Source organism: Promicromonospora sp. NPDC050880, from assembly GCF_044456525.1.
Taxonomy (GTDB): Bacteria; Actinomycetota; Actinomycetes; order Actinomycetales; family Cellulomonadaceae; genus Promicromonospora.
This window is the reverse complement of the sequence record NZ_JBITFV010000005.1, coordinates 1-18,526: the sequence shown is the minus strand read 5'-3', so window position 1 is coordinate 18,526 and position 18,526 is coordinate 1. Positions and strand designations below refer to the sequence as shown.

The 18,526-nt window shown below is 73.6% G+C and carries 21 protein-coding genes, 1 rRNA gene and 1 riboswitch; of the genes, 10 read left to right on the top strand and 12 right to left on the bottom strand.

Going from position 1 to position 18,526, the window contains the following annotated elements; all coding sequences use genetic code 11:
• Positions 1-16 precede the first annotated feature (16 nt).
• Positions 17-415, bottom strand: coding sequence for a winged helix-turn-helix transcriptional regulator (locus ACIBBF_RS10760; protein ID WP_397413080.1), 399 nt, complete (start codon positions 413-415; stop codon positions 17-19).
• 125 nt (positions 416-540) lie between these two features.
• On the opposite strand from ACIBBF_RS10760, the gene ACIBBF_RS10755 reads away from it, so the two are divergent.
• Both ACIBBF_RS10755 and ACIBBF_RS10750 read left to right on the top strand, forming a co-directional pair.
• A complete protein-coding gene (locus ACIBBF_RS10755) occupies positions 541-894 on the top strand; it encodes a DoxX family protein (protein ID WP_397413079.1) in 354 nt (117 codons plus the stop codon).
• A 59-nt stretch (positions 895-953) separates the two neighbouring features.
• Complete coding sequence (locus ACIBBF_RS10750; protein ID WP_397413078.1) at positions 954-2,072, top strand: M20 family metallopeptidase; 1,119 nt, start codon at positions 954-956, stop codon at positions 2,070-2,072.
• A 102-nt stretch (positions 2,073-2,174) separates the two neighbouring features.
• Here ACIBBF_RS10750 and pgi read toward each other — a convergent pair whose 3' ends face one another.
• Positions 2,175-3,890 carry a glucose-6-phosphate isomerase gene (gene pgi, locus ACIBBF_RS10745; protein ID WP_397413077.1) on the bottom strand — a complete coding sequence of 572 codons (1,716 nt, stop codon included), beginning with the start codon at positions 3,888-3,890 and terminating at the stop codon, positions 2,175-2,177.
• Entirely contained in the window at positions 3,887-4,651 is a 765-nt protein-coding gene (locus tag ACIBBF_RS10740) for a copper homeostasis protein CutC (RefSeq protein ID WP_397413076.1), read from the bottom strand. Before ACIBBF_RS10740 ends, pgi begins: the two co-directional genes overlap by 4 nt.
• Before the next feature lie 74 nt (positions 4,652-4,725).
• On the opposite strand from ACIBBF_RS10740, the gene ACIBBF_RS10735 reads away from it, so the two are divergent.
• Positions 4,726-5,910 carry a PrsW family intramembrane metalloprotease gene (locus tag ACIBBF_RS10735; protein ID WP_397413075.1) on the top strand — a complete coding sequence of 395 codons (1,185 nt, stop codon included), beginning with the start codon at positions 4,726-4,728 and terminating at the stop codon, positions 5,908-5,910.
• Positions 5,911-6,131: 221 nt separating this feature from the next.
• Here the strand turns inward: ACIBBF_RS10735 and ACIBBF_RS10730 are convergent, their stop codons facing one another.
• The 3 genes from ACIBBF_RS10730 to ACIBBF_RS10720 all read right to left on the bottom strand — a co-directional run bounded on the left by ACIBBF_RS10730 (position 6,132) and on the right by ACIBBF_RS10720 (position 9,642).
• On the bottom strand, positions 6,132-6,848 hold the full coding sequence (locus ACIBBF_RS10730; protein WP_397413074.1) for an ABC transporter ATP-binding protein: 717 nt from the start codon (positions 6,846-6,848) through the stop codon (positions 6,132-6,134).
• Entirely contained in the window at positions 6,848-8,578 is a 1,731-nt protein-coding gene (locus ACIBBF_RS10725; RefSeq protein ID WP_397413073.1) for an ABC transporter permease, read from the bottom strand. Before ACIBBF_RS10725 ends, ACIBBF_RS10730 begins: the two co-directional genes overlap by 1 nt.
• Positions 8,554-9,642: a thiamine ABC transporter substrate binding subunit gene (locus ACIBBF_RS10720; RefSeq protein ID WP_397413072.1), complete on the bottom strand. Its 1,089-nt coding sequence runs from the start codon at positions 9,640-9,642 to the stop codon at positions 8,554-8,556. Before ACIBBF_RS10720 ends, ACIBBF_RS10725 begins: the two co-directional genes overlap by 25 nt.
• Positions 9,637-9,742, bottom strand: a riboswitch (TPP riboswitch). (Overlaps the previous gene by 6 nt.)
• A 37-nt stretch (positions 9,743-9,779) precedes the next feature.
• On the opposite strand from ACIBBF_RS10720, the gene ACIBBF_RS10715 reads away from it, so the two are divergent.
• Complete coding sequence (locus ACIBBF_RS10715; protein ID WP_397413071.1) at positions 9,780-10,061, top strand: DUF4235 domain-containing protein; 282 nt, start codon at positions 9,780-9,782, stop codon at positions 10,059-10,061.
• Here the strand turns inward: ACIBBF_RS10715 and ACIBBF_RS10710 are convergent.
• Entirely contained in the window at positions 10,050-10,820 is a 771-nt protein-coding gene (locus tag ACIBBF_RS10710; protein ID WP_397413070.1) for a PAS and ANTAR domain-containing protein, read from the bottom strand. The genes ACIBBF_RS10715 and ACIBBF_RS10710 overlap by 12 nt on opposite strands.
• Before the next feature lie 124 nt (positions 10,821-10,944).
• Here ACIBBF_RS10710 and moaC point away from each other — a divergent pair, with 124 nt between their 5' ends.
• Entirely contained in the window at positions 10,945-11,415 is a 471-nt protein-coding gene (moaC, locus tag ACIBBF_RS10705) for a cyclic pyranopterin monophosphate synthase MoaC (RefSeq protein WP_397413069.1), read from the top strand.
• Entirely contained in the window at positions 11,412-11,651 is a 240-nt protein-coding gene (locus ACIBBF_RS10700) for a MoaD/ThiS family protein (protein ID WP_397413068.1), read from the top strand. Before moaC ends, ACIBBF_RS10700 begins: the two co-directional genes overlap by 4 nt.
• A gap of 24 nt (positions 11,652-11,675) precedes the next feature.
• Here ACIBBF_RS10700 and ACIBBF_RS10695 read toward each other — a convergent pair whose 3' ends face one another.
• From ACIBBF_RS10695 to ACIBBF_RS10685, 3 genes are all read right to left on the bottom strand, one after another.
• Positions 11,676-12,173 carry a molybdenum cofactor biosynthesis protein B gene (locus tag ACIBBF_RS10695; RefSeq protein WP_397413067.1) on the bottom strand — a complete coding sequence of 166 codons (498 nt, stop codon included), beginning with the start codon at positions 12,171-12,173 and terminating at the stop codon, positions 11,676-11,678.
• Positions 12,170-13,084, bottom strand: a complete 915-nt coding sequence (locus ACIBBF_RS10690) for a sulfite exporter TauE/SafE family protein (RefSeq protein ID WP_397413066.1) — start codon at positions 13,082-13,084, stop codon at positions 12,170-12,172. The genes ACIBBF_RS10695 and ACIBBF_RS10690 overlap by 4 nt, the downstream gene beginning before the upstream one ends.
• A 212-nt stretch (positions 13,085-13,296) precedes the next feature.
• Entirely contained in the window at positions 13,297-13,755 is a 459-nt protein-coding gene (locus ACIBBF_RS10685) for an RrF2 family transcriptional regulator (RefSeq protein WP_397413065.1), read from the bottom strand.
• Between the two features lie 100 nt (positions 13,756-13,855).
• Here ACIBBF_RS10685 and ACIBBF_RS10680 point away from each other — a divergent pair, with 100 nt between their 5' ends.
• The 4 genes from ACIBBF_RS10680 to ACIBBF_RS10665 are packed head-to-tail and all read left to right on the top strand — an operon-like array spanning position 13,856 to position 16,912.
• Positions 13,856-14,266, top strand: a complete 411-nt coding sequence (locus tag ACIBBF_RS10680) for a molybdopterin-binding protein (protein ID WP_397413064.1) — start codon at positions 13,856-13,858, stop codon at positions 14,264-14,266.
• Positions 14,267-14,310: 44 nt separating this feature from the next.
• On the top strand, positions 14,311-15,069 hold the full coding sequence (gene modA / locus ACIBBF_RS10675; protein WP_397413474.1) for a molybdate ABC transporter substrate-binding protein: 759 nt from the start codon (positions 14,311-14,313) through the stop codon (positions 15,067-15,069).
• The gene (locus ACIBBF_RS10670; RefSeq protein WP_397413063.1) at positions 15,066-15,833 is read left to right on the top strand and encodes an ABC transporter permease; all 768 of its coding nucleotides are present in this window, start codon (positions 15,066-15,068) and stop codon (positions 15,831-15,833) included. Before modA ends, ACIBBF_RS10670 begins: the two co-directional genes overlap by 4 nt.
• Positions 15,830-16,912 carry a sulfate/molybdate ABC transporter ATP-binding protein gene (locus ACIBBF_RS10665; RefSeq protein ID WP_397413062.1) on the top strand — a complete coding sequence of 361 codons (1,083 nt, stop codon included), beginning with the start codon at positions 15,830-15,832 and terminating at the stop codon, positions 16,910-16,912. Before ACIBBF_RS10670 ends, ACIBBF_RS10665 begins: the two co-directional genes overlap by 4 nt.
• 92 nt (positions 16,913-17,004) lie before the next feature.
• Here the strand turns inward: ACIBBF_RS10665 and ACIBBF_RS10660 are convergent, their stop codons facing one another.
• On the bottom strand, positions 17,005-18,264 hold the full coding sequence (locus tag ACIBBF_RS10660) for an AGE family epimerase/isomerase (RefSeq protein ID WP_397413061.1): 1,260 nt from the start codon (positions 18,262-18,264) through the stop codon (positions 17,005-17,007).
• Positions 18,265-18,439: 175 nt separating this feature from the next.
• Positions 18,440-18,526 (bottom strand): 5S ribosomal RNA (gene rrf / locus ACIBBF_RS10655); the annotation flags it as partial.

Here is an 18,526-nt window from a genome sequence, read left to right as displayed (position 1 = left end):
TCCGGATGAGAATCCTCTAACCCACGCTCTCCTGCTCGGCCTCCAGCGCCTCGAGCACGTCACGGTGCCGGACACCCCACTCGCCCAGCGGCCGCAGGGCGGTGATCAGCTCGGCGCCCGCCGGCGTCGCGGTGTAGCTGATCTGCACGGGCATGGTCGGCACCACCTCGCGGGTGATGAACCCCTGCCGCTCCAGCTCGCGCAGCCGTCGCGTCAGCAGCCGGTCGGAGATCCCGGGCACGGCCCGCCGGTACTCGACGAAGCGCCGGGCACCCGCCACGGCCGCGAACAGGATGGCGCCGGACCAGCGTCGCCCAGCCAGCTCGACGGCGCGCTGGAAGAGCCGGCAGTCGTCCCCGTCCTCCGGGCTCGCCACGGGGGTACGGGGTGCGCTCCTGGTCGCCTCGGCAGTCACTTACCCATGGTCAGTCACTAACCTGCCCCTTGGCAAGCTGTCTCCGGTGGCGCACGATGCACCGGGCGCCCGGACGGGCGGCCGCTCCTTGCCGGGCCGGGCCCGGCCATCTCTCCGGAGGACACGTGTTCGTCGCTTCTGTCATCGTCTCGGCGCTCCTGATCCTGGTCACCGCGTTCAGCGGGTACGGCAAGCTCACGGGCAACCCGCAGGTCGTCGAGCCGCTCACCACCACGCTCGGCGTGCCACGACGGCTGATCCCGGTGCTCGGGTCGCTCCTCGTGGCGGGCGCCCTCGGCACCCTCGCCGGGATCTGGTGGGCGCCGATCGGCATCGCCGCCACGGGCTGCTTCGTCGTGTACTTCCTCGGTGCCGTCATCACCCACGCCCGAGCGAAGGACTGGCCGGGCATGGGACCGACCGGGGGCCTGCTGGTGCTCTCGGCCGCGGCGTTCGTGCTGCGGCTGCTCTCGCTCTGAGCCGCCGGGCCGCCGAGCCGTCCGGGCACCCTCTCGGGCCCGGCGGCTACGGTCGGTCCATGGCCTACGACCCGCACCCGGACCTACCCGCCACCGACGCTCTGCTCGCAGACCTGCGAACCCTGGTGGAGCAGGAGTCGCCGTCGTCGGACCCGGACGCCCTGGCCCGCTCGGCCGACCTCGTGGCCCGGCTCGGCACGGACCTGCTGGGCGTGGCGCCCGAACGGCTCGGGATCCACCTGCGGTGGCGGCTCGGCGGACCCACACGCGTGCTGGTGCTGGCGCACCACGACACGGTGTGGCCGGTCGGCTCCCTGCGCACGCACCCGTTCGAGATCGTCGACGGGGTGCTGCGGGGCCCCGGCAGCTTCGACATGAAGACCGGCCTGGCCATGGCGCTGCACGTGCTGGCCTCGCTCGGCGACCGTACCGGGGTCACCTTGCTGGTGACCGGCGACGAGGAGCTCGGCTCGCCGTCGTCGCAGGCCCTCATCGAGGACGAGGCCCGGGGCGCGGCGGCCGCGCTGGTGCTGGAGGCGTCGGCCGACGGCGGCGCGCTCAAGCTGGAGCGCAAGGGCACGTCGATCTACCGGGTGGTGATCAAGGGACGGGCGGCGCACGCCGGCCTGGAGCCGGAGAAGGGCGTGAACGCGTCGGTCGAGCTGGCGCACCAGGTGCTCGCCGTCGCCGCGCTGGGCGATCCCGCCGTCGGCACCACCGTGACCCCGACCGACGCGACGTCGGGCACCACGCGCAACACCGTCCCGGCGGACGCGTCGTTCGCCGTGGACGTCCGGGCGCGGACCGCGGCCGAGCAGGTGCGGGTCGACGCCGCCCTGCGTGCGCTGGCGCCGGTGCTGCCCGGGGCGGTGGTGGAGATCGAGGGAGGGATCAACCGGCCGCCGCTGGAGCGGGCGCTGTCCGCCGACCTGTTCGCCCGGGCGCAGCGGCTCTCGGCGGACGCCGGTCTGCCGCCGCTCACCGGCGTCGCCGTGGGCGGCGCCTCCGACGGGAACTTCACCGCGGGCGTCGGCACGCCCACGCTGGACGGCCTGGGCGCCGTGGGCGGCGGCGCGCACGCGGACGACGAGCACGTGCTGGTCGGGCGCATCCCCGATCGCACCGCACTGCTCCGCGCCCTGGTCGTGGACCTGGTGGCGGACGGTCCCGCCCGGTGACCGTCGCCAGGTGAAGACCGCCCGCGACGGGCACCGCAGTAGACAGCGGTAGGCCCGCCAGGCTACGTGGCCTGACGGGCTACCGGTGCGAGTGCGGTCGCCTCAGGCGCGCAGCTCGCGGTACTTCGCGATGAGGGCCGCCGTCGAGGGGTCCTGCGCCGCGAGCGCCGCCTCGTCGCCGGCGACCGCCGGGGCGATCTCCAGCGCGAGCTTCTTGCCGAGCTCCACGCCCCACTGGTCGAACGAGTCGATGCCCCAGACGACGCCCTGCACGAACGTGATGTGCTCGTACAGCGCCACGAGCTGGCCCAGCACGGACGGCGTCAGCGCGGGGGCGAGGATGGACGTCGTGGGCCGGTTGCCGCTGAAGACCTTGGCCGAGACCAGCTCCTCGGCGACGCCCTCGGCCCGCACCTCGTCCGCCGTCTTGCCGAACGCGAGCGCCTTGGTCTGCGCGAAGAAGTTCGCGAGGAACAGCCCGTGCACGTCGGCGCCCGCGGCCACGGCGCCGCCGTCGCCCACGGCGTCGGCCAGCGGGTAGGCGGGGTTGGCCACGGCGATGAAGTCGGCCGGGATGAGCCGGGTGCCCTGGTGGATGAGCTGGTAGAACGCGTGCTGGCCGTTGGTGCCGGGCTCGCCCCAGAAGATCTCGCCGGTCTCGGCGGTCACGGGCGAGCCGTCCCAGCGCACGGACTTGCCGTTGGACTCCATGGTGAGCTGCTGCAGGTACGCCGGGAACCGGTGGAGCTGCTGCGCGTACGGCAGGACGGCGTGCGTGTGCGCGTCGCGGAAGTTGGTGTACCAGACGTTGAGGAGCCCCATCAGCACGGGCACGTTGGTCTCGAACGGCTGGGTCCGGAAGTGCTCGTCCATGGCGTGGAAGCCGCCGAGGAAGTCGGCGAACGCGTCCGGTCCGACGGCGACGGCGAGCGACGTGCCGATGGCCGAGTCCACGGAGTAACGGCCGCCCACCCAGTCCCAGAACCCGAACGCGTTGGCGGGGTCGATGCCGAACGCCTCGACCTTGTCCAGGGCGGTGGACACGGCCACGAAGTGCTTGGCGACGGCGTCCGCGCGCCCGTCCTCGGAGTCCTCGATGGCGCCGGCGGCCACCAGCGAGCGCCACAGCCAGTCGCGGGCGAGCCGCGCGTTGGTGAGGGTCTCCAGGGTGCCGAAGGTCTTGGACGCGACGATGAACAGGGTGGTCGTCGGGTCGAGGTCGGCGGTCTTCTGCGCCACGTCGGTGGGGTCGATGTTGGAGACGAACCGCACCTCCAGGCCGTCCTGGACGTAGGGCTCCAGCGCCTCGTAGGCCATGACGGGGCCCAGGTCGGAGCCGCCGATGCCGATGTTCACGATCGTGCGCACGGGCTCGCCCGTGACACCGGTCCACTCCCCGGAGCGGACCTTCTCGGCGAAGGCGTACACCTTGGCGAGCTCGTCGGCGACGTCGGCCGTGACGTCCTGGCCGTCGACGGTCAGCGGCTCGTCCGACGGGCGGCGCAGCGCGGTGTGCAGCACGGCGCGGTCCTCGGTGACGTTGATGTGCTCGCCCGCGAACATGGCGGCGCGGCGCTCCGCGAGGCCCACCTCGTCGGCCAGGGCGAGGAGCGCGGCGAGCACCTCGTCCGTGACCAGGTTCTTCGAGAGGTCGACGTGCAGGTCTGCGGCCTGGTGGCTCAGGCGCGCGGCGCGGTCCGGGTCGGCGGCGAACCAGCCGCGCAGGTCGGGCCGGAGGTTCTTGGAGAGCTCGGTGAGCGAGCCCCAGGCGTTGGTGGTGGTGGCGTCGACAGGCACACGGCCCGGCTCTGAGGTCATGACTCAACCGTAGTGCGGAGAGCCTGCGCCGCAGCCTCGGCGAGTGTCTGATCCGTCACCTCGTAGCCGGTCTCACCCCCGCCGCCGGGCCCCGCGGGGTCGACCACGGTGCGCTTGGCGGACAGGTGCACCGCGTCCACGCCCACGCCGAGCAGCGCGGGTACGTCCGCCGCCGTCACGCCGCCGCCGGCCATGATCTCGATGCCCACCTCGGCGCTGCGCTCGACGAGCGCGGCCAGCCGCTCCAGCCCGTCGGCCGCGCGGGCGGCGCCGCCGGAGGTGAGCACGCGCGCCACGCCCAGCTCGGCGAGCACGTCGAGCGCGGCGACCGGGTCGGCCACGACGTCCAGCGCCCGGTGGAACGTCACCTCGGCGTCCTCGGCGGCCGCGACCAGCTCGCGCACGCACGCCACGTCCACCTCGCCCGACGGCGTGAGCGCGCCCACGACGACCCCGTCGGCCCCGGCGTCGACGGCGAGCGTGACGTCGCGGACCATGAGGTCGGTCTCCGCGGCCGAGTACACGAAACCGCCGGGCCGGGGCCGCACCAGCACGTGCACCTCGAGGATCGGCGCGCTGTCGGACGCCGGGACGACCGCGGCAGCAGCGACCACCGCCTCGACGAGCCCGGCGCTGGGCGTGATGCCGCCGGTGGCGCCGAGCGCGGAGCAGAGCTCGACGCGCCGGGCGCCGACGCCCGCGGCGATCACCGCCCCGGCGGGGTCCTGGACTGCGAGCTCGAGCGCGACACGTGGGGGCACGGCGCCAGCGTAGCCGTGCGGGAGGGGCGCGTTCGCCCGCCGTCACGGGGGCCGAGTCGGTAGGGTCCCATGGCATGGCCATCGATCCCAGTGCGATCCTCCAGGGGCGCGCTCCCGGACGTGCCCCCGTCGGAGTGATCGTCGGGATCGTCTTCGCCTCGGTCTGCCTGCTGGTCATCCTGGCCTTCGACGCGCTCACGGGTGGCGCGTCGTTCGTCGTCGGGCTGCTGCTGGCGCTGCTGCCGGTGGCCGTCTGGCTGCCGCTCGTGCTCGCGCTGGACCGGCTCGAGCCGGAGCCGCCGAACGCCCTGGTGTTCGCGTTCCTGTGGGGCGCGGGCGTGGCGGCGCTGTTCGCGAGCATCCTCAACACCCTCGGGCTGTCGCTCCTCACCGAGACCGAGCTCACGGGCGAGGAGGAGGGCTGGTACCTCGTCGCGACGTTCGGCGCGCCGGTGGTCGAGGAGCTGCTCAAGGGCGCGGTGCTCTTCGGCATGCTGTGGTGGCGTCGCCAGGAGCTGAACGGCCCGACCGACGGCGTCATCTACGCCGCGATGGTGGGCCTGGGCTTCGCCGCGACGGAGAACGTCCAGTACTTCGTGGACGCGCTCGAGTCGGACCAGCTCGGGTACGTGTTCGTGCTGCGTGCCATCGTCTCGCCGCTGCTGCACCCGCTGTGCACCGCGATGACCGGCATCGGCGTGGCCGTGGCCGCGCTGGCGGGCCCCGGCCCGCTGCGCCGGCGGGCACCGCTCTACGGTCTGCTCGGCGCGATGGTTCTCCACAGCCTGTGGAACGGCTCGACGAAGTTCGGCATCCTGGGCCTCGCCGGGGCCTACCTCGTCGGTTTCGCCGTGCTCGTCGCGCTGATCGTGATCCTCGCGCGCGACCGCCGTCGGATCGTCCAGCTCATCGGGCACTACCTGCCGCTGTACGGCCCGATCGGCATCGTCACGAACGACGACCTGCGCATGCTGTCCAGCCTGCCGGGCCGCCGCGCGGCCCGGAGCTGGGCACGCGCGGCGGGCGGGCGGCAGGCCGAGCGCGCCATGACCGACTACCAGCAGGCCGCCACCGAGCTGGCCCTGCTGCACCAGCGGGCCGGGGCGCAGCGCGACCTCGACCCGCACGGCCTGGAGCAGCAGCGGCAGTACCTGGTGTGGGTCATGCAGCAGGCCCGGGCCGCGTTCGTCGCGCGGCTGCCGCACCCGCCTGCGTCACCGTGGGGCGCGAGCGGCTTCCGCCCGCCGGGCCAGCCCTGACCAGCGGCACCGCCCAGGCGGGCCACGGGCTACGGGTCACCAGGTTCTCGGCCATGCGTCCTTCTCCTTCTCGGCACGTCCGTCGTGCCTGGTCACAGCCTCCCGACGCGACCGCGGCCGGGGCATCCGACCGGGGTACCGAGTCGGGTCACCCTTCGGTAGCGGCACCCTGACCAAGGTCGGTCCAGCAGGCCGGTGCGGTCTGACCCGACCGGGCCGGATCAGCCGCGCAACCCCAGGAACTCGGCCACCCGGTCCGACGCCGGCGCGGTGCGCAGCTCCTGGGGCGCCGCCACCTGGAGCAGCCGGCCCCGGTCCATGACACCCACCCGGTCGGCCACCGCGGAGGCCTCGGCGTGGTCGTGCGTCACGAACACCGCCGTCGTCCCGGTCTCCACGAGCGCTGCCCGCACCTCGCCGGCCAGGCGTTCGCGGAGCTGTCGGTCGAGCGCCGACAGCGGCTCGTCGAGCAGCAGCAGCCGGGGCCGCGGCGCCAGGGCGCGCGCGAGGGCCACCCGCTGCTGCTCCCCGCCGGACAGGGTGGGCACCGACCGCTGCTCGTACCCGGCGAGCCCCACGAGGTCCAGCAGCGCGGCGACCCGCTCGTCCCGCTCCTGGCGGGTCAGGGGCAGGGTCTCCAGCCCGTAGGCCACGTTCCGCCGCACGTCCCGGTGCGGGAAGAGCTGCCCGTCCTGGAACATCAGCCCGAACCGGCGCCGGTGCACGGGTACCCCGGCGAGGTCGGCGCCGTCGTACAGCACGTGCCCGACGGCCAGCGGCTCCAGCCCGGCCACGGCCCGCAGCAGAGATGACTTGCCGCAGCCGCTCGGCCCGAGCAGCGCCACCACCTCGCCGGGCTCGACGGCCAGCGTCACGCCGTCCACGGCCGTCGTGCCGCCGTACCGGACAGAGACGTCCCGGACCTCCAGCCCCGCCATCAGAACTCCCCTCCCGCGCGGTCGTCGCGCAGTCGCTCCGCCACCATCATCACCGTCGCGGTCAGCGCGGCCAGCACCACGGACGCCGCGAGCGCCATCCCGTAGTTCTCCGCCCCGGGCCGCCCGATGAGCCGGTAGATCACGACCGGCAGGGTGGCGCCGTCGGGCCGCGCGAGGAACGAGGTGGCGCCGAACTCGCCGAGCGACACCGCGAACGCAAACCCGGTGGCCAGCCCGACCGACCGCAGGGCGATCGGCAGGTCCACGGTGCGCAGCACGCGGCCGGGCCCGGAGCCGAGCACGGCGGCGACCTCGCGCAGGCGGGGGTCGATGGCCCTCAGCACCGGCAGCACGGTGCGCACCACGAGCGGCACGGCCACGACGGCCTGGGCCACCGGCACGAGCAACCCCGAGGTGCGCAGGTCGACGCCGAGCACCGGCTGGTCCATGGTGATGAGGAACCCGAAGCCGACGGTCACCGCGGACACGCCCAGCGGCAGCATGAACAGGCCGTCGAGCGTCCCGACGGCGCGGCGCGCCCCCACCGACCGGGGCCGCCGGGACACGACCAGGGCCACGAGCCCGCCCACGACCAGCGCGATCACGGTGGCGGCCAGTGCGATCCGCAGCGAGGTGGCCGTGGCCTCCCAGACGGTGACGACCAGGGCGTTGCGCTCGCCGGTGGTGCCGAGCGCGAGATAGTTACCGGGTCCCCAGGAGCCGTCGGGCTCGCGGAACGATCGGGCCACCAGGCCGGCCAGGGGCAACACGATGAGCCCGGCGACGATCACGATGCCCGCGAGCGCCGCGCCGGCGTCGGCGGGCGAGCGCCAGGACAGGGGGCGTGCCGTCCGGCGCGCCGAGACGAGGTGCAGGGCGGCCTCGCGGCGCCGCCGGGCCCGCGCGGAGACGGCCAGGGCGCCCGAGATGACCACGAGCTGCAGGATCGAGAGCACGGACGCCGACCGCAGGTCCAGGAACTGGGTGGTGCGGGCCCAGATCTCGGTCTCGATGGTCCCGTACCGCACGCCGCCGAGCACGAGCACCACCCCGAACGCGGTGGCGCAGAACAGGAAGACCACCGAGGCCGCGGACGTGATCGCGGGCGCGAGCGAGGGCAGCGTGACGGTGCGGAACACCCGGGCGGGCCCCGCGCCGAGCGAGGCCGCGGCCTCCTCGGCACGGGGGTCGAGCCGTTCCCACAGCCCGCCGACGGTGCGCACCACCACGGACACGTTGAAGAACACGAGCGCGACGACGATCCCGGCGAGCGACTCCTCCAGCCCGAGGAACCCGAGGGTGCCGCCGGGCGCGAACAGCGCGCGGAACGCGACGCCGACCACGACGGCCGGCAGCACGAACGGCACCGTCACCAGCCCGCGCACCAGAGTGCGCCCGGGGAACGCCCGCCGGTACAGGAGGTAGGCGAGCGGCAGCCCGAGCAGCACCGAGAACGCCGTACCGAGCACCGCCTGGGTGAGCGTGAGCCCCACGAGCCGCCAGGTGCGCGGCCGGGACAGCACCTCGGTGAAGCCGGTGAGATCGAGCGCGCCGTCGAGCACGAAGCCCCGCACGACGAGCGCGACCACCGGCCACGCGAAGAAGACGCCGAGGAAGGCCAGGGGGACGGCGACCGCCGCTCCCCACAGGAACGGTGCGGGCCGGGGCCCGCGCCCAGGCCGGTCCGCCGGCGTCCGGCTCCGGCTCAGCCCACGACCGTCTCGGTCCACCGTTCGATCCACTCGTCGCGGTGCTCGCTCACGTCGGCCGGGTCCACCTCGAACGGCGCCTCGGCCTGCGGCGCGAACTTCTGCCAGTCGGCGGGGAGCTCCACCGAGGCATCGGCCGGGTACATGTACATCGACTCCGGCAGGGCGGCCTGCACGTCCTCGGTGAGCAGGAAGTCCACCAGGGCGCGGGCACCCTCGGGGTTGTCGGAGCCGGCCAGCACGCCTGCGTACTCGACCTGCCGGAAGCAGGTGTCCAGCAGCGCGCTGGTGGTCGACGCGGCGCCGTCCTCGGTCACGGTGAACGCGGGCGACGTCGCGTACGACAGCGCCAGCGGCCGCTCACCGCCCTCGCCCGCCCCGGAGAAGTCCACGTAGTAGGCGTCCTCCCACGAGTCGGCGACCTTGACGCCGTTGTCCACGAGCGACGCCCAGTAGTCCTCGAACCCGTCCTCGCCGAACGCGCCGATCGTCGCCAGCAGGAACGCGAGCCCCGGGGACGACGTCGCCGGGTTGGTCACCACGAGCAGGTCCTTGTACTCGGGGTCGGCGAGGTCCTCCATGGTCTTCGGCACCTCCAGGCCCGACTCCTCGAACCACGCCTCGTCGGCGTTCACGCACACGTCGCCCTGGTCGACCGGTGTGAGCGCACCCCCCACCTGCTCGACGCCCTCGGGCAGGCCCTCCGGCGTGTACTCCTCGACCACCCCGGCCTCCAGCGCGCGGGAGGCGAACGTGTTGTCGATGCCGAACACGGCGTCGCCCAGCGGCGCGTCCTTGGTCAGCACCAGCTGGTTCACGAGCGTCCCGGCGTCGCCCGCCGCGCTGACCTCGACGGTCAGGCCCGACTCCTGCTCGAACCGGTCCACCAGCTTCTCGTCCAGCGCCCACGAGTCGTGGGTCACCAGCGTCACGGTGCCCGACGCCGCGCCTGCCGACGTGGTGTCCTCGGAACCGGTAGCGCCCGAACCGCCGGCGCAGCCGGCGACCAGGAGTGCCACGGCGACCGCGCCGCCGACCGTACCGCTGTGGAAGGCGCCCCAGGGGGCACCGGAAAGACGCAACATCGTGCCTCGACTTCCTCCGCCGGTGTGAACCGGATCAGGTTCAAGGGTCTGCGGTTCTCCGCACTCTCAGCGCCGTCGGGGCGCTCCCCTGTCGTTTCCGTGCAGCCTAGTCCGCCGTCGGGGGCTACGGTGTAGAGGTGGCCCAGATTGAGACGGAACAGACACTCGCCGAGAAGGTCGGCACCCTCGCCCTGACTATCGCGGCCGGCTGGGTCGCGCAGAAGGCGGTCAGCATGATCTGGAAGGGTGTGACCGGCAACGACGCGCCCAACAAGCCGGACGACCCGGAGCTGGACCTGGTGCAGGCGACGGTGTTCGCGGCCGTCGCGGCCGGCACGGCGGTGTTCGCCAAGCGCCTGGCAGCGAAGGGCGCGCACACCGCCGCACTGCGTATCGCGGCGCGTCGCTCAGCGGTGTGACCGGCGCGGCCGCCGGGTCAGCAGCGCGTCATGGCTCCGCGGCCGCCCCACCGGCTGGACGGCGTCGAGCGCGCGCGTCAGCGCGGCCTGCGTCACCCCCGCCTTCTCGTCGTCGGCGCGGAGCGCGGCCATGACCTGGTCCGCCGCGAGACGCAGGGGCACGCCGACGGTGGCGGCGACCTCGCGCAGGGTCGCGTCGGCGGTCGCCTCGTCCACTCCGCGTACCGCGACGATGACGCCCTTGACCTGCTCGATCGCCGCCTGGCTGACGAACGCGCGCTGGACCGCCCCGGCCGAGCGGCGGTTCAGCGCCTCCTTCTGGACCGGCGTCACGTCCAGCACGTAGCCCGCCACCTCGGGGCCTCCGCCGGATTCTCGACGTTGCCCCTGGCCGATGACCACGACCGATCGCGTGCGCCCGTTCTTGTCGACGATGCGGTGGGCGCAGGCGAACGGCCGGCCGACCCGCAGGGCCTCGCTGGCGGCGCGCACCACCCGGAGGCGGTCGTCAGGGTGCTTGCGGGAACGTAGCGCGTCGAGGCCGGGTTCCACCTCGTGCCGCCGCCAGCCGTGCATGGTGTAGACCTCGTCGGACCACCACCAGTCGCCGGTTGCCAGGCCTACGCGGTACCGGCCGATCAGCAGGTTGGTTCCGATGCCGAGGGCGTCCGCCAGCTCGCCGGGCGCGACCCGCGGCAGGGCGGACGAGACGTCGCCGCCGTCCACGAGGGCGAGACCGTGCTTCTTGTCGGGGGACATGTGAACCTCCCAGATCCGAGGGGACCTGGAGCCGCTTCATGACTCCGAGACCAACCACCTTAGAACAGTTCGGATACTTCGGACAGCCGAACGGGCACCGGAGCGCTCGTGGCACCCTGGTCCCGTGAGCTTCACGCATCTGGACGACCGCGGCCAGGCCCGCATGGTCGACGTCACCGCCAAGCAGCCGACGGTCCGCTCTGCCACCGCCTCGGGCACGGTGCGCTGCACCCCCGACGTCGTGCGCGCCCTGCGGGACGGCGCCGTGCCCAAGGGCGACGTCCTGGCCGTGGCCCGCATCGCGGGCATCGCGGCCGCCAAGCGGACACCCGAGCTGCTGCCGCTGGCGCACGTGATCGGCGTGCACGGCGCCGCGGTGGACCTCGTGGTGACCGACGACGGCGTCGAGATCACGGCGACCGTGCGCACCGCCGACCGCACGGGTGTCGAGATGGAGGCGCTGACGGCCGTGGCGGTCGCCGGTCTGGCCGTCGTCGACATGGTCAAGGGGCTCGACAAGTCCGTCTCGCTCGCGGACGTGCGCCTGGAGCGCAAGACGGGCGGCAAGTCCGGCGACTGGGTGCGCGGCGCATGATCACCGTCCGCTACTTCGCCGGTGCCCGCGAGGCGGCCGGGCTCCCCACCGAACAGGTCGACGGGCCGACCTCGGTCGCCGCCCTCCGCGCCGCCCTGGCCGGCGCCCACCCGGGCCTCGGCGACGTGCTGCCGCGCTGTGCCCTGCTCGTCGCGGGGGCACGGACGACGGACGGGGCCGCGCCGGTGCCGGACGGGGTCACCGTGGACGTGCTGCCGCCCTTCGCGGGCGGCTGAGCCGAGCTCCGCGCCGTCGCGGGCTCAGTGGTCGGCGCCGTCGAGCTGCGACCGCACGTGGGGCCACAGCGTGAGCACCACCTGGAGCCCGTCGCGCACGCCGCCGGAGGATCCCGGCAGGTTCACGACGAGCGCACGCGCCCCGTCACCCGACCGGGCGACGCCGGCGAGCCCGCGGGAGAGCACGGCCGTGGGCACCCCGGCGGCGACCCCCTGCTGCCGCACCGACTCCGCGATGCCGGGGATCTGGTACTCGAGCACCTCGGCCGTGCCCTCAGGGGTGAGGTCGCGGGGCGTGATACCCGTACCGCCCGTGGTGACCACCAGCCGGGCGCCGTCGTCGAGCGCGGTCCGCAGCACTCCGCGGACCGGCTCGACGCCGTCGGGCACCAGGTAGGTGCGCACCTCGGTGTGGCCCGCCTGGCGCAGGAGCGACACGGCGGTGGGGCCGGAACGGTCCTCGGCCTCGCCGCGCGCGCAACGGTCGGAGACGGTGATCACCGCTACCTGGTCGGACGTCATGCCGACACGCTATCGGCCTCCGGCTCCGGGGACTGCTCGGACTCCAGGGCCTTGGCACGCCGGTGCGCCCGCACCGACCAGAAGACGGCGGCAGCCCAGCCCAGCCAGATCACCACGTAGACGGGGATCTTCACGGGGTCCGTGGCGGCGATCCAGTCGCTGTTGAGCAGGGTGCGCGTGTTGGTGAGCACGATGACGCCACCCACGAGCGACCCGAGGATGCGCGGCGGCACGAGGCGCACGAGCCAGGCGGCGATCGGCGCGGCGATCAGGCCGCCGATGAGCAGCGCCAGCACCCAGGTGAAGTCGATGCCCTCACCCGACAGGCCCACGAAGAAGCCGACGCTGGCGGCGATCGCGACGAGGAACTCGCTGGTGTCGATCGAGCCGATCACCTTGCGGGGCTCCAGGCGGCCGCTGGCCAGGATCGCGGGCGTACCCACCGGGCCCCAGCCGCCGCCACCGGTGGCGTCGAAGAAGCCCGCCACGAGGCCGAGCGGGGCGAGGAACCGCTTGCGCAGCGGCTTGTCCGAACGGGTGGGCAGACCCTGCACGGTGAAGCGCAGCAGCACGTACAGGCCGAGCGCCAGCAGGATGATCGACATCACCGGGGCGGCGATCTCCGTCGACAGCGACGAGAGGAACGTGGCGCCCGCGAAGGCGCCGATCGCGCCGGGGATACCGATCTTGGCGACGACCTTCCAGTCGACGTTGCCGAAGCGCCAGTGGGAGGCGCCGGAAGCGAGCGTGGTGCCGATCTCGGCGAGGTGAACGGTGGCCGAGGCGGCTGCCGGGTTGGTGCCGATCGCCAGCAGCAGCGTCGTGGAGGTGACGCCGTAGGCCATGCCCAGACTGCCGTCCACGAGCTGCGCGCCGAGGCCGACGAGCGCTAGCAGGATCAGGGTTCTCATGGTCGTTGCCTTCCAGGTCCGGGGGGTGCGACACAGGGCCGCGCGAGCGCGGTTCCCCCAGTATCCATCCATCCCGGTCGGAAACAACAAGCATCTCAGACATCGGATTAGTGCGCATGCGGAACGAGGGGCCCGAACCCTCGGGGATCCGTCAGAAAATCAGCCGGACGATTCTCAGGATGTGGACGCCTCCCGGGCGGCCCCGGGCGCCGTCAGGAGTTGGCCCAGGCCGACTCACCCTGCGTCAGCGCCCGGACCTCGTCCGGCAGGTTGCCCGCCACCAGGTCGGCGAGGGAAACCGCCTCCAGCACGGCACGCACGTTGGCCCGCAGCGCCACCCACACATGCAGCAGGGGCGCGGCCGCGCCCTGGAACTCCAGGTCGGAGGGCCGGTTGCCCCGGACGAAGACGAGCGGGCCGTCCACGGCGCGCACGACGTCGGCGATCGTGATCGTGTCGGCGGACCGCGCCAGGCGGTAGCCGCCGCCGGCGCCGCGGTGGCTCGTGACGAGCCCGTCGCGGCGCAGGTCGCTCAGGATCCCCTCCAGGAAGCGGTGCGGAATGTCCTGCGCGCGAGCCAGGGCCTCGGCGCGCACGGGTCCGTCGTGGTCGGCAGCCGCCAGCTCTGCGGCTGCTCGGACGGCGTAGTCGGCTCGTGCGGAGATCCTCATGGACCCATTCTCTCCCGGAGGACGGCGGCGGCGCTCCGAGCCGCAGATGAGGAGTGCTCAGGCGTTCTGTATCCGCGTGCACGGTGCTAGCGTTCCTTCCGTGCCGCAGATGAGGATCAGAGAAGCGGCGGCGTACCTGGGCGTCAGCGACGACACGGTGCGGCGCTGGATCGACCGCGGGCTGCTCGGCGCGCACACGGACGCGTCAGGCCGCAAGGTGGTCGACGGCTACGAGGTGGCGATGGTGGCCCGCGAGCACGCCTCGCCCCCCGGCCTGCCGTCCGGTCTGCGCAGCTCGGCCCGCAACCGCTTCGTCGGCCTGGTCACCGACATCCGCACCGACGCCGTGATGGCCCAGGTCGAGCTCCAGTGCGGGCCGTTCCGCGTGGTCTCGCTGATGAGCAGCGAGGCGGTACGCGACCTCGGGCTGGAGCCCGGGTCGGTCGCGGTGGCCGCCATCAAGTCCACGAACGTCGTGATCGAGACCGAGGACCGGAGGGATTCCGCATGAGCGGCACGACGGCGAACAGGCCGGTACGCCGCGGGACGACCCGCATGATGACCACGATCGCGGCGGCCGTCGCCGCCGTGGCCCTGGCGTCGTGCGCCGGTCCGGGCTCGGCGGCCGACGACGCCGGGGAGCGGACCCTGACCGTCTACGCCGCCGCGTCGCTGACCGGTACGTTCGAGCAGATCGCCGCCGACTTCGAGGCGGCGCACGAGGGGGTCTCCGTCGAGCTGTCGTTCGCCGGCTCGTCCGACCTCGTGGCCCAGATCCAGCAGGGCGCCCCGGCGGACGTGCTCGCCTCGGCCGACACCGCGAACATGGACAAGCTCGTCGATGACGGCCTGCTCGCCGGCCGGCCGGCCGACTTCGCGTCGAACACCCTGACCATCGCCGTACCCCCGGGCAACCCGGCCGGCATCGCGTCGCTGGCCGACCTGGCCGGCGACGACGTGCAGCTCGTGGTCTGCGCGCCCGAGGTGCCCTGCGGCGCTGCGACCGAGCGCGTGGAGCAGGCGGCCGGCCTGACCTTCGCGCCCGTCAGCGAGGAGCAGAGCGTGACCGACGTGCTCAACAAGGTGACCACCGGCGAGGCCGACGCCGGGCTCGTCTACGTCACCGACGTGCGCGGCGCAGGCGACCGGGTCGAGGGCATCGAGTTCCCCGAGTCGGGCAGCGCGGTCAACGTGTACCCGATCGCCGCGCTGGGCGGGAGCGAGGAGCCCGAGCTCGCGCAGGAGTTCATCGACGCCGTGCTCGGTGCGGACGGGCAGCGCGTCCTCACCGACGCCGGCTTCGCGGCACCGTGATCCCTCGGTGGGTCGCCGCGGTCGCGGCGGTCGGAGCCCTGCTGGTACTCCTCCCGCTCGCGGCGATGGCGGCCCGTGTGGACTGGGCGAGCTTCTGGACCCTGATCACCAGCGAGTCGTCCGTCGCCGCACTGCTCCTGAGCCTGCGGACGTCGGCGGTGAGCACGCTGCTGTGCCTGCTGCTCGGGGTGCCGCTCGCACTCGTGCTGGCCCGTGGACGCTTTGTCGGGCGCGACCTGCTGCGCTCGCTGGTGCTGATCCCGCTCGTGCTGCCGCCGGTGGTGGGCGGCATCGCCCTCCTGTACACCTTCGGCCGCCGCGGTCTGCTGGGCCAGACCCTGGAGGTGGCCGGTGTCCAGATCGCGTTCTCCACGACCGCCGTCGTGCTGGCGCAGACCTTCGTCGCCCTGCCGTTCCTCGTGATCAGCCTGGAGGGCTCGCTGCGCACGGCCGGCACCCGGTACGACGTCGTCGCCGCCACGCTGGGCGCCCGCCCCGGCACCGTCCTGTTCCGGGTGACCCTGCCGCTGGTGTGGCCCGGACTGCTGTCCGGCACCGTGCTGTCCTTCGCCCGGTGCCTCGGGGAGTTCGGCGCGACCATCACGTTCGCGGGCAGCCTCCAGGGCGTGACGCGGACGCTGCCGCTCGAGATCTACCTCCAGCGGGAGACCGACCCCGATGCCGCCGTCGCGCTGTCCCTCGTCCTCGTGGTGGTCGCGGTGCTGGTCATCGGCCTGACCCGGCGGAGCCGGAGCGCCCTGTGAGCCTCTCCCTCTCCGTGCAGGTCCCCGAGCGCGACGTCCAGATCGATCTGGAGGTGGCCGACGGCGAGACCGTCGCCCTGCTCGGCCCGAACGGCGCCGGCAAGTCGACGCTGCTGTCCGTGGCGGCCGGGCTCCTGCGCCCCCACCACGGCCACGTCACGCTGGACGGCCGCACCCTCACCCGGGTCGAGGCGGGCCGTACCCGCGCCTGGGTGCCGCCGCACGCCCGGCAGGTGGCCCTCCTGGCGCAGGACCCGCTGCTGTTCCCGCACCTGTCGGTGCGGCACAACATCGCGTTCGGCCCCCGCTCCCGAGGAGCGTCCCCGCGGTCCGCGGCCGCCGACGCCGCACGGTGGCTGGACCGGATCGGCCTGCCCGAGCTCGCCGACCGCCGGCCCGCCGAGGTGTCGGGCGGCCAGGCCCAGCGGGTGGCCGTGGCACGCGCACTGGCGGCAGACCCGCGCCTCCTCCTCTTCGACGAACCCATGGCGGCCCTCGACGTCGACGTCACCCCGGCGCTCCGCCATCTCCTGCGGGAGGTCCTCGCAGGGCGGACGGTGCTCCTCGCGACGCACGACGTGCTGGACGCCCTCCTGCTCGCCGACCGGGTCGTGGTGCTCGACGGCGGTCGCGTCACCGAGCAGGGGCCCACCCGTGAGGTGCTCTCCCGACCGCGGAGCGCCTTCGCCGCCCGGATCGCGGGCCTGAACATCCTGACCGGCACATGGTCCGCCCCGGAGCGCGCGATCCGCCTCACGACCGGCGACCTGGTCCAGGGCCGGCTCCACGACGACGGCGGGGCCGCCGACCAGGTAGCACCGCAGCCCGGAGCGACGATGACGGCCGCGTTCCGCCCGTCGGCCGTCTCGATCTTTCCCGAGCGCACCGCGGGCTCACCGCGCAACGCGTGGCCGGTCGAGGTGACCGCGCTCGAACCGCAGAGCGGGCTCGTGCGGGTCCGGGCCGGCCAGCTCAGCGCCGACATCACGCCGCAGGCAGCGGCCGATCTGGCGATCACTCCCGGCGACACCGTCTGGTTCACCGTCAAGGCGACCGAGGTCGACCTGTACCCGGCATGACACCCGAGCGGTGCGCAGCGGAAGCGCCGCCGGCCGCCGGCCGCCGGCCGTCAGGCGTCAGGCGTCAGGCGTCAGGCGTCAGGCGTCAGGCGTCAGGCCAGGATCTGCCCGGCCTGCTGCGCGGAGGCGGCGAACGAGCCCGTCAGCGGCAGCTCGGACAGGATGACGGCCTGGGCGGCGTGGTAGACGTCGGGCTTGCCGATCCAGGTGCGACCCGACGGGCGGTTCTCCGTGTCGAGCTCGTGGTGCCACGATCCCTGCGCGGCGTCGATCAGGTGCTCCTGGATCCACCCCCACCACTCGCCCTCGAGCCGGACGTAGCGCTCCTCGCCGGTGACCCTGCCCAGCACGTTCGCGGTGGCGACCGCCTCGGCCGCGACCCAGTGGAACCGCCGCGGCTCCACGGGGGTCCCCGACCAGTCCGTGGTGTAGACGAAGCCGCCACCGTGCTCGGCATCCCAGCCGTCCTCGACCGCACGCTCGAACAGCGCAGACGCCGCCCGGGTGCGACGACCGGCTGTCCCGGCCTCCGCATCGATCTGCAGCAGCAGGCGGGCCCACTCGAGCCCGTGCCCAGGTGTGGCACCGTACGGCTTGAACGGGTCGTGAGGACGGTCGGCGTTGTACTCGAGCAGGGGCTGCCAGGAAGCGTCGAAGTGCTCGGGGATTCGCCAGTCGTTCGACTCGGCCCAGCTCACCACCCGATCGCCGATCGCGGCCGCCCGGTCCAGCCACAGCCCGTCACCCGTCGCCGCATGCGCGGCGAGCAGCGCCTCGACGGAGTGCATGTTGGCGTTCACCCCGCGGTAGTCCGATGCCGAGGCCCAGTCCCGGCTCCGCTCGTCGAGGTGCAGCTGATGCTCCGGCTCCCAGAATCGTGCGTCCAGCACCGCGAGGGCCTCGGTCAGCAGCTCGGCCGCGCCCGCGACGCCGGCAACCTTGCCGGTCGACGCCGCCAGCACCACGAACGCGTGGGCGTAGGCCTCCTTCGTGCCGACGACGTCGTCGCCCTCACCGCGCGAGGCGAGCCACCCGCCGAACTCGGCGTCAGCGAGCACCTCCCGCAGCCCGGTGATCGCACGAGCCGCGTGCTCACCCGCGCCCTCGACCCCCAGCAGATGCCCGACGGCGAAGATGTGCGCCATCCGCGACGTGATCCAGGTCTCGACGGGGTGCGAGGCGTCCGGGCGGCCGGCGTCGTCGAGCCAGCAGGCCGCGCCGTCCTCACGGAGGGACGCCTCGGCGAAACGCAGCAGCGACACGAAGTGCTCCCTGCGCCACGTCGGGTCGGCAATGCCTGCGGCCTGGGAGCTGGTGGATTCCGCGCCGGTGCGGGTCATATCTGCGTTCACACCCGCCACGATAGCCGCGGGGTGCGTGACGACGGCAAGTCGTCCCAGGGCGGGAGGGTCGCGGCTCTGTTGAGGGCGCTCTGTTCGGGGCATAGAAATGCGTCAGGGGATGAACCGCTCCCGGCCACCCCCAGCAGGGGCGGTCCGGGGGTTCATCCCCTGACGCTGAATGGTTGTCCGGCGGCGTCCTACTCTCCCACCCCGTCTCCAGGGCAGTACCATCGGCGCTATGAGGCTAAGCTTCCGGGTTCGGAATGGGACC

Bases quoted from the DNA above. Each gene is read 5' to 3' on its own strand.
- ACIBBF_RS10690 (WP_397413066.1), bottom strand. From the start codon at position 13,084: ATGAGAACCCTGATCCTGCTAGCGCTCGTCGGCCTCGGCGCGCAGCTC.
- ACIBBF_RS10685 (WP_397413065.1), bottom strand. From the start codon at position 13,755: ATGAGGATCTCCGCACGAGCCGACTACGCCGTCCGAGCAGCCGCAGAG.
- ACIBBF_RS10730 (WP_397413074.1), bottom strand. From the start codon at position 6,848: ATGGCGGGGCTGGAGGTCCGGGACGTCTCTGTCCGGTACGGCGGCACG.
- ACIBBF_RS10695 (WP_397413067.1), bottom strand. From the start codon at position 12,173: ATGACGTCCGACCAGGTAGCGGTGATCACCGTCTCCGACCGTTGCGCG.
- modA (WP_397413474.1), top strand. From the start codon at position 14,311: ATGATGACCACGATCGCGGCGGCCGTCGCCGCCGTGGCCCTGGCGTCG.
- pgi (WP_397413077.1), bottom strand. From the start codon at position 3,890: ATGACCTCAGAGCCGGGCCGTGTGCCTGTCGACGCCACCACCACCAAC.
- ACIBBF_RS10700 (WP_397413068.1), top strand. From the start codon at position 11,412: ATGATCACCGTCCGCTACTTCGCCGGTGCCCGCGAGGCGGCCGGGCTC.
- ACIBBF_RS10720 (WP_397413072.1), bottom strand. From the start codon at position 9,642: ATGTTGCGTCTTTCCGGTGCCCCCTGGGGCGCCTTCCACAGCGGTACG.
- ACIBBF_RS10735 (WP_397413075.1), top strand. From the start codon at position 4,726: ATGGCCATCGATCCCAGTGCGATCCTCCAGGGGCGCGCTCCCGGACGT.
- ACIBBF_RS10750 (WP_397413078.1), top strand. From the start codon at position 954: ATGGCCTACGACCCGCACCCGGACCTACCCGCCACCGACGCTCTGCTC.
- ACIBBF_RS10710 (WP_397413070.1), bottom strand. From the start codon at position 10,820: ATGTCCCCCGACAAGAAGCACGGTCTCGCCCTCGTGGACGGCGGCGAC.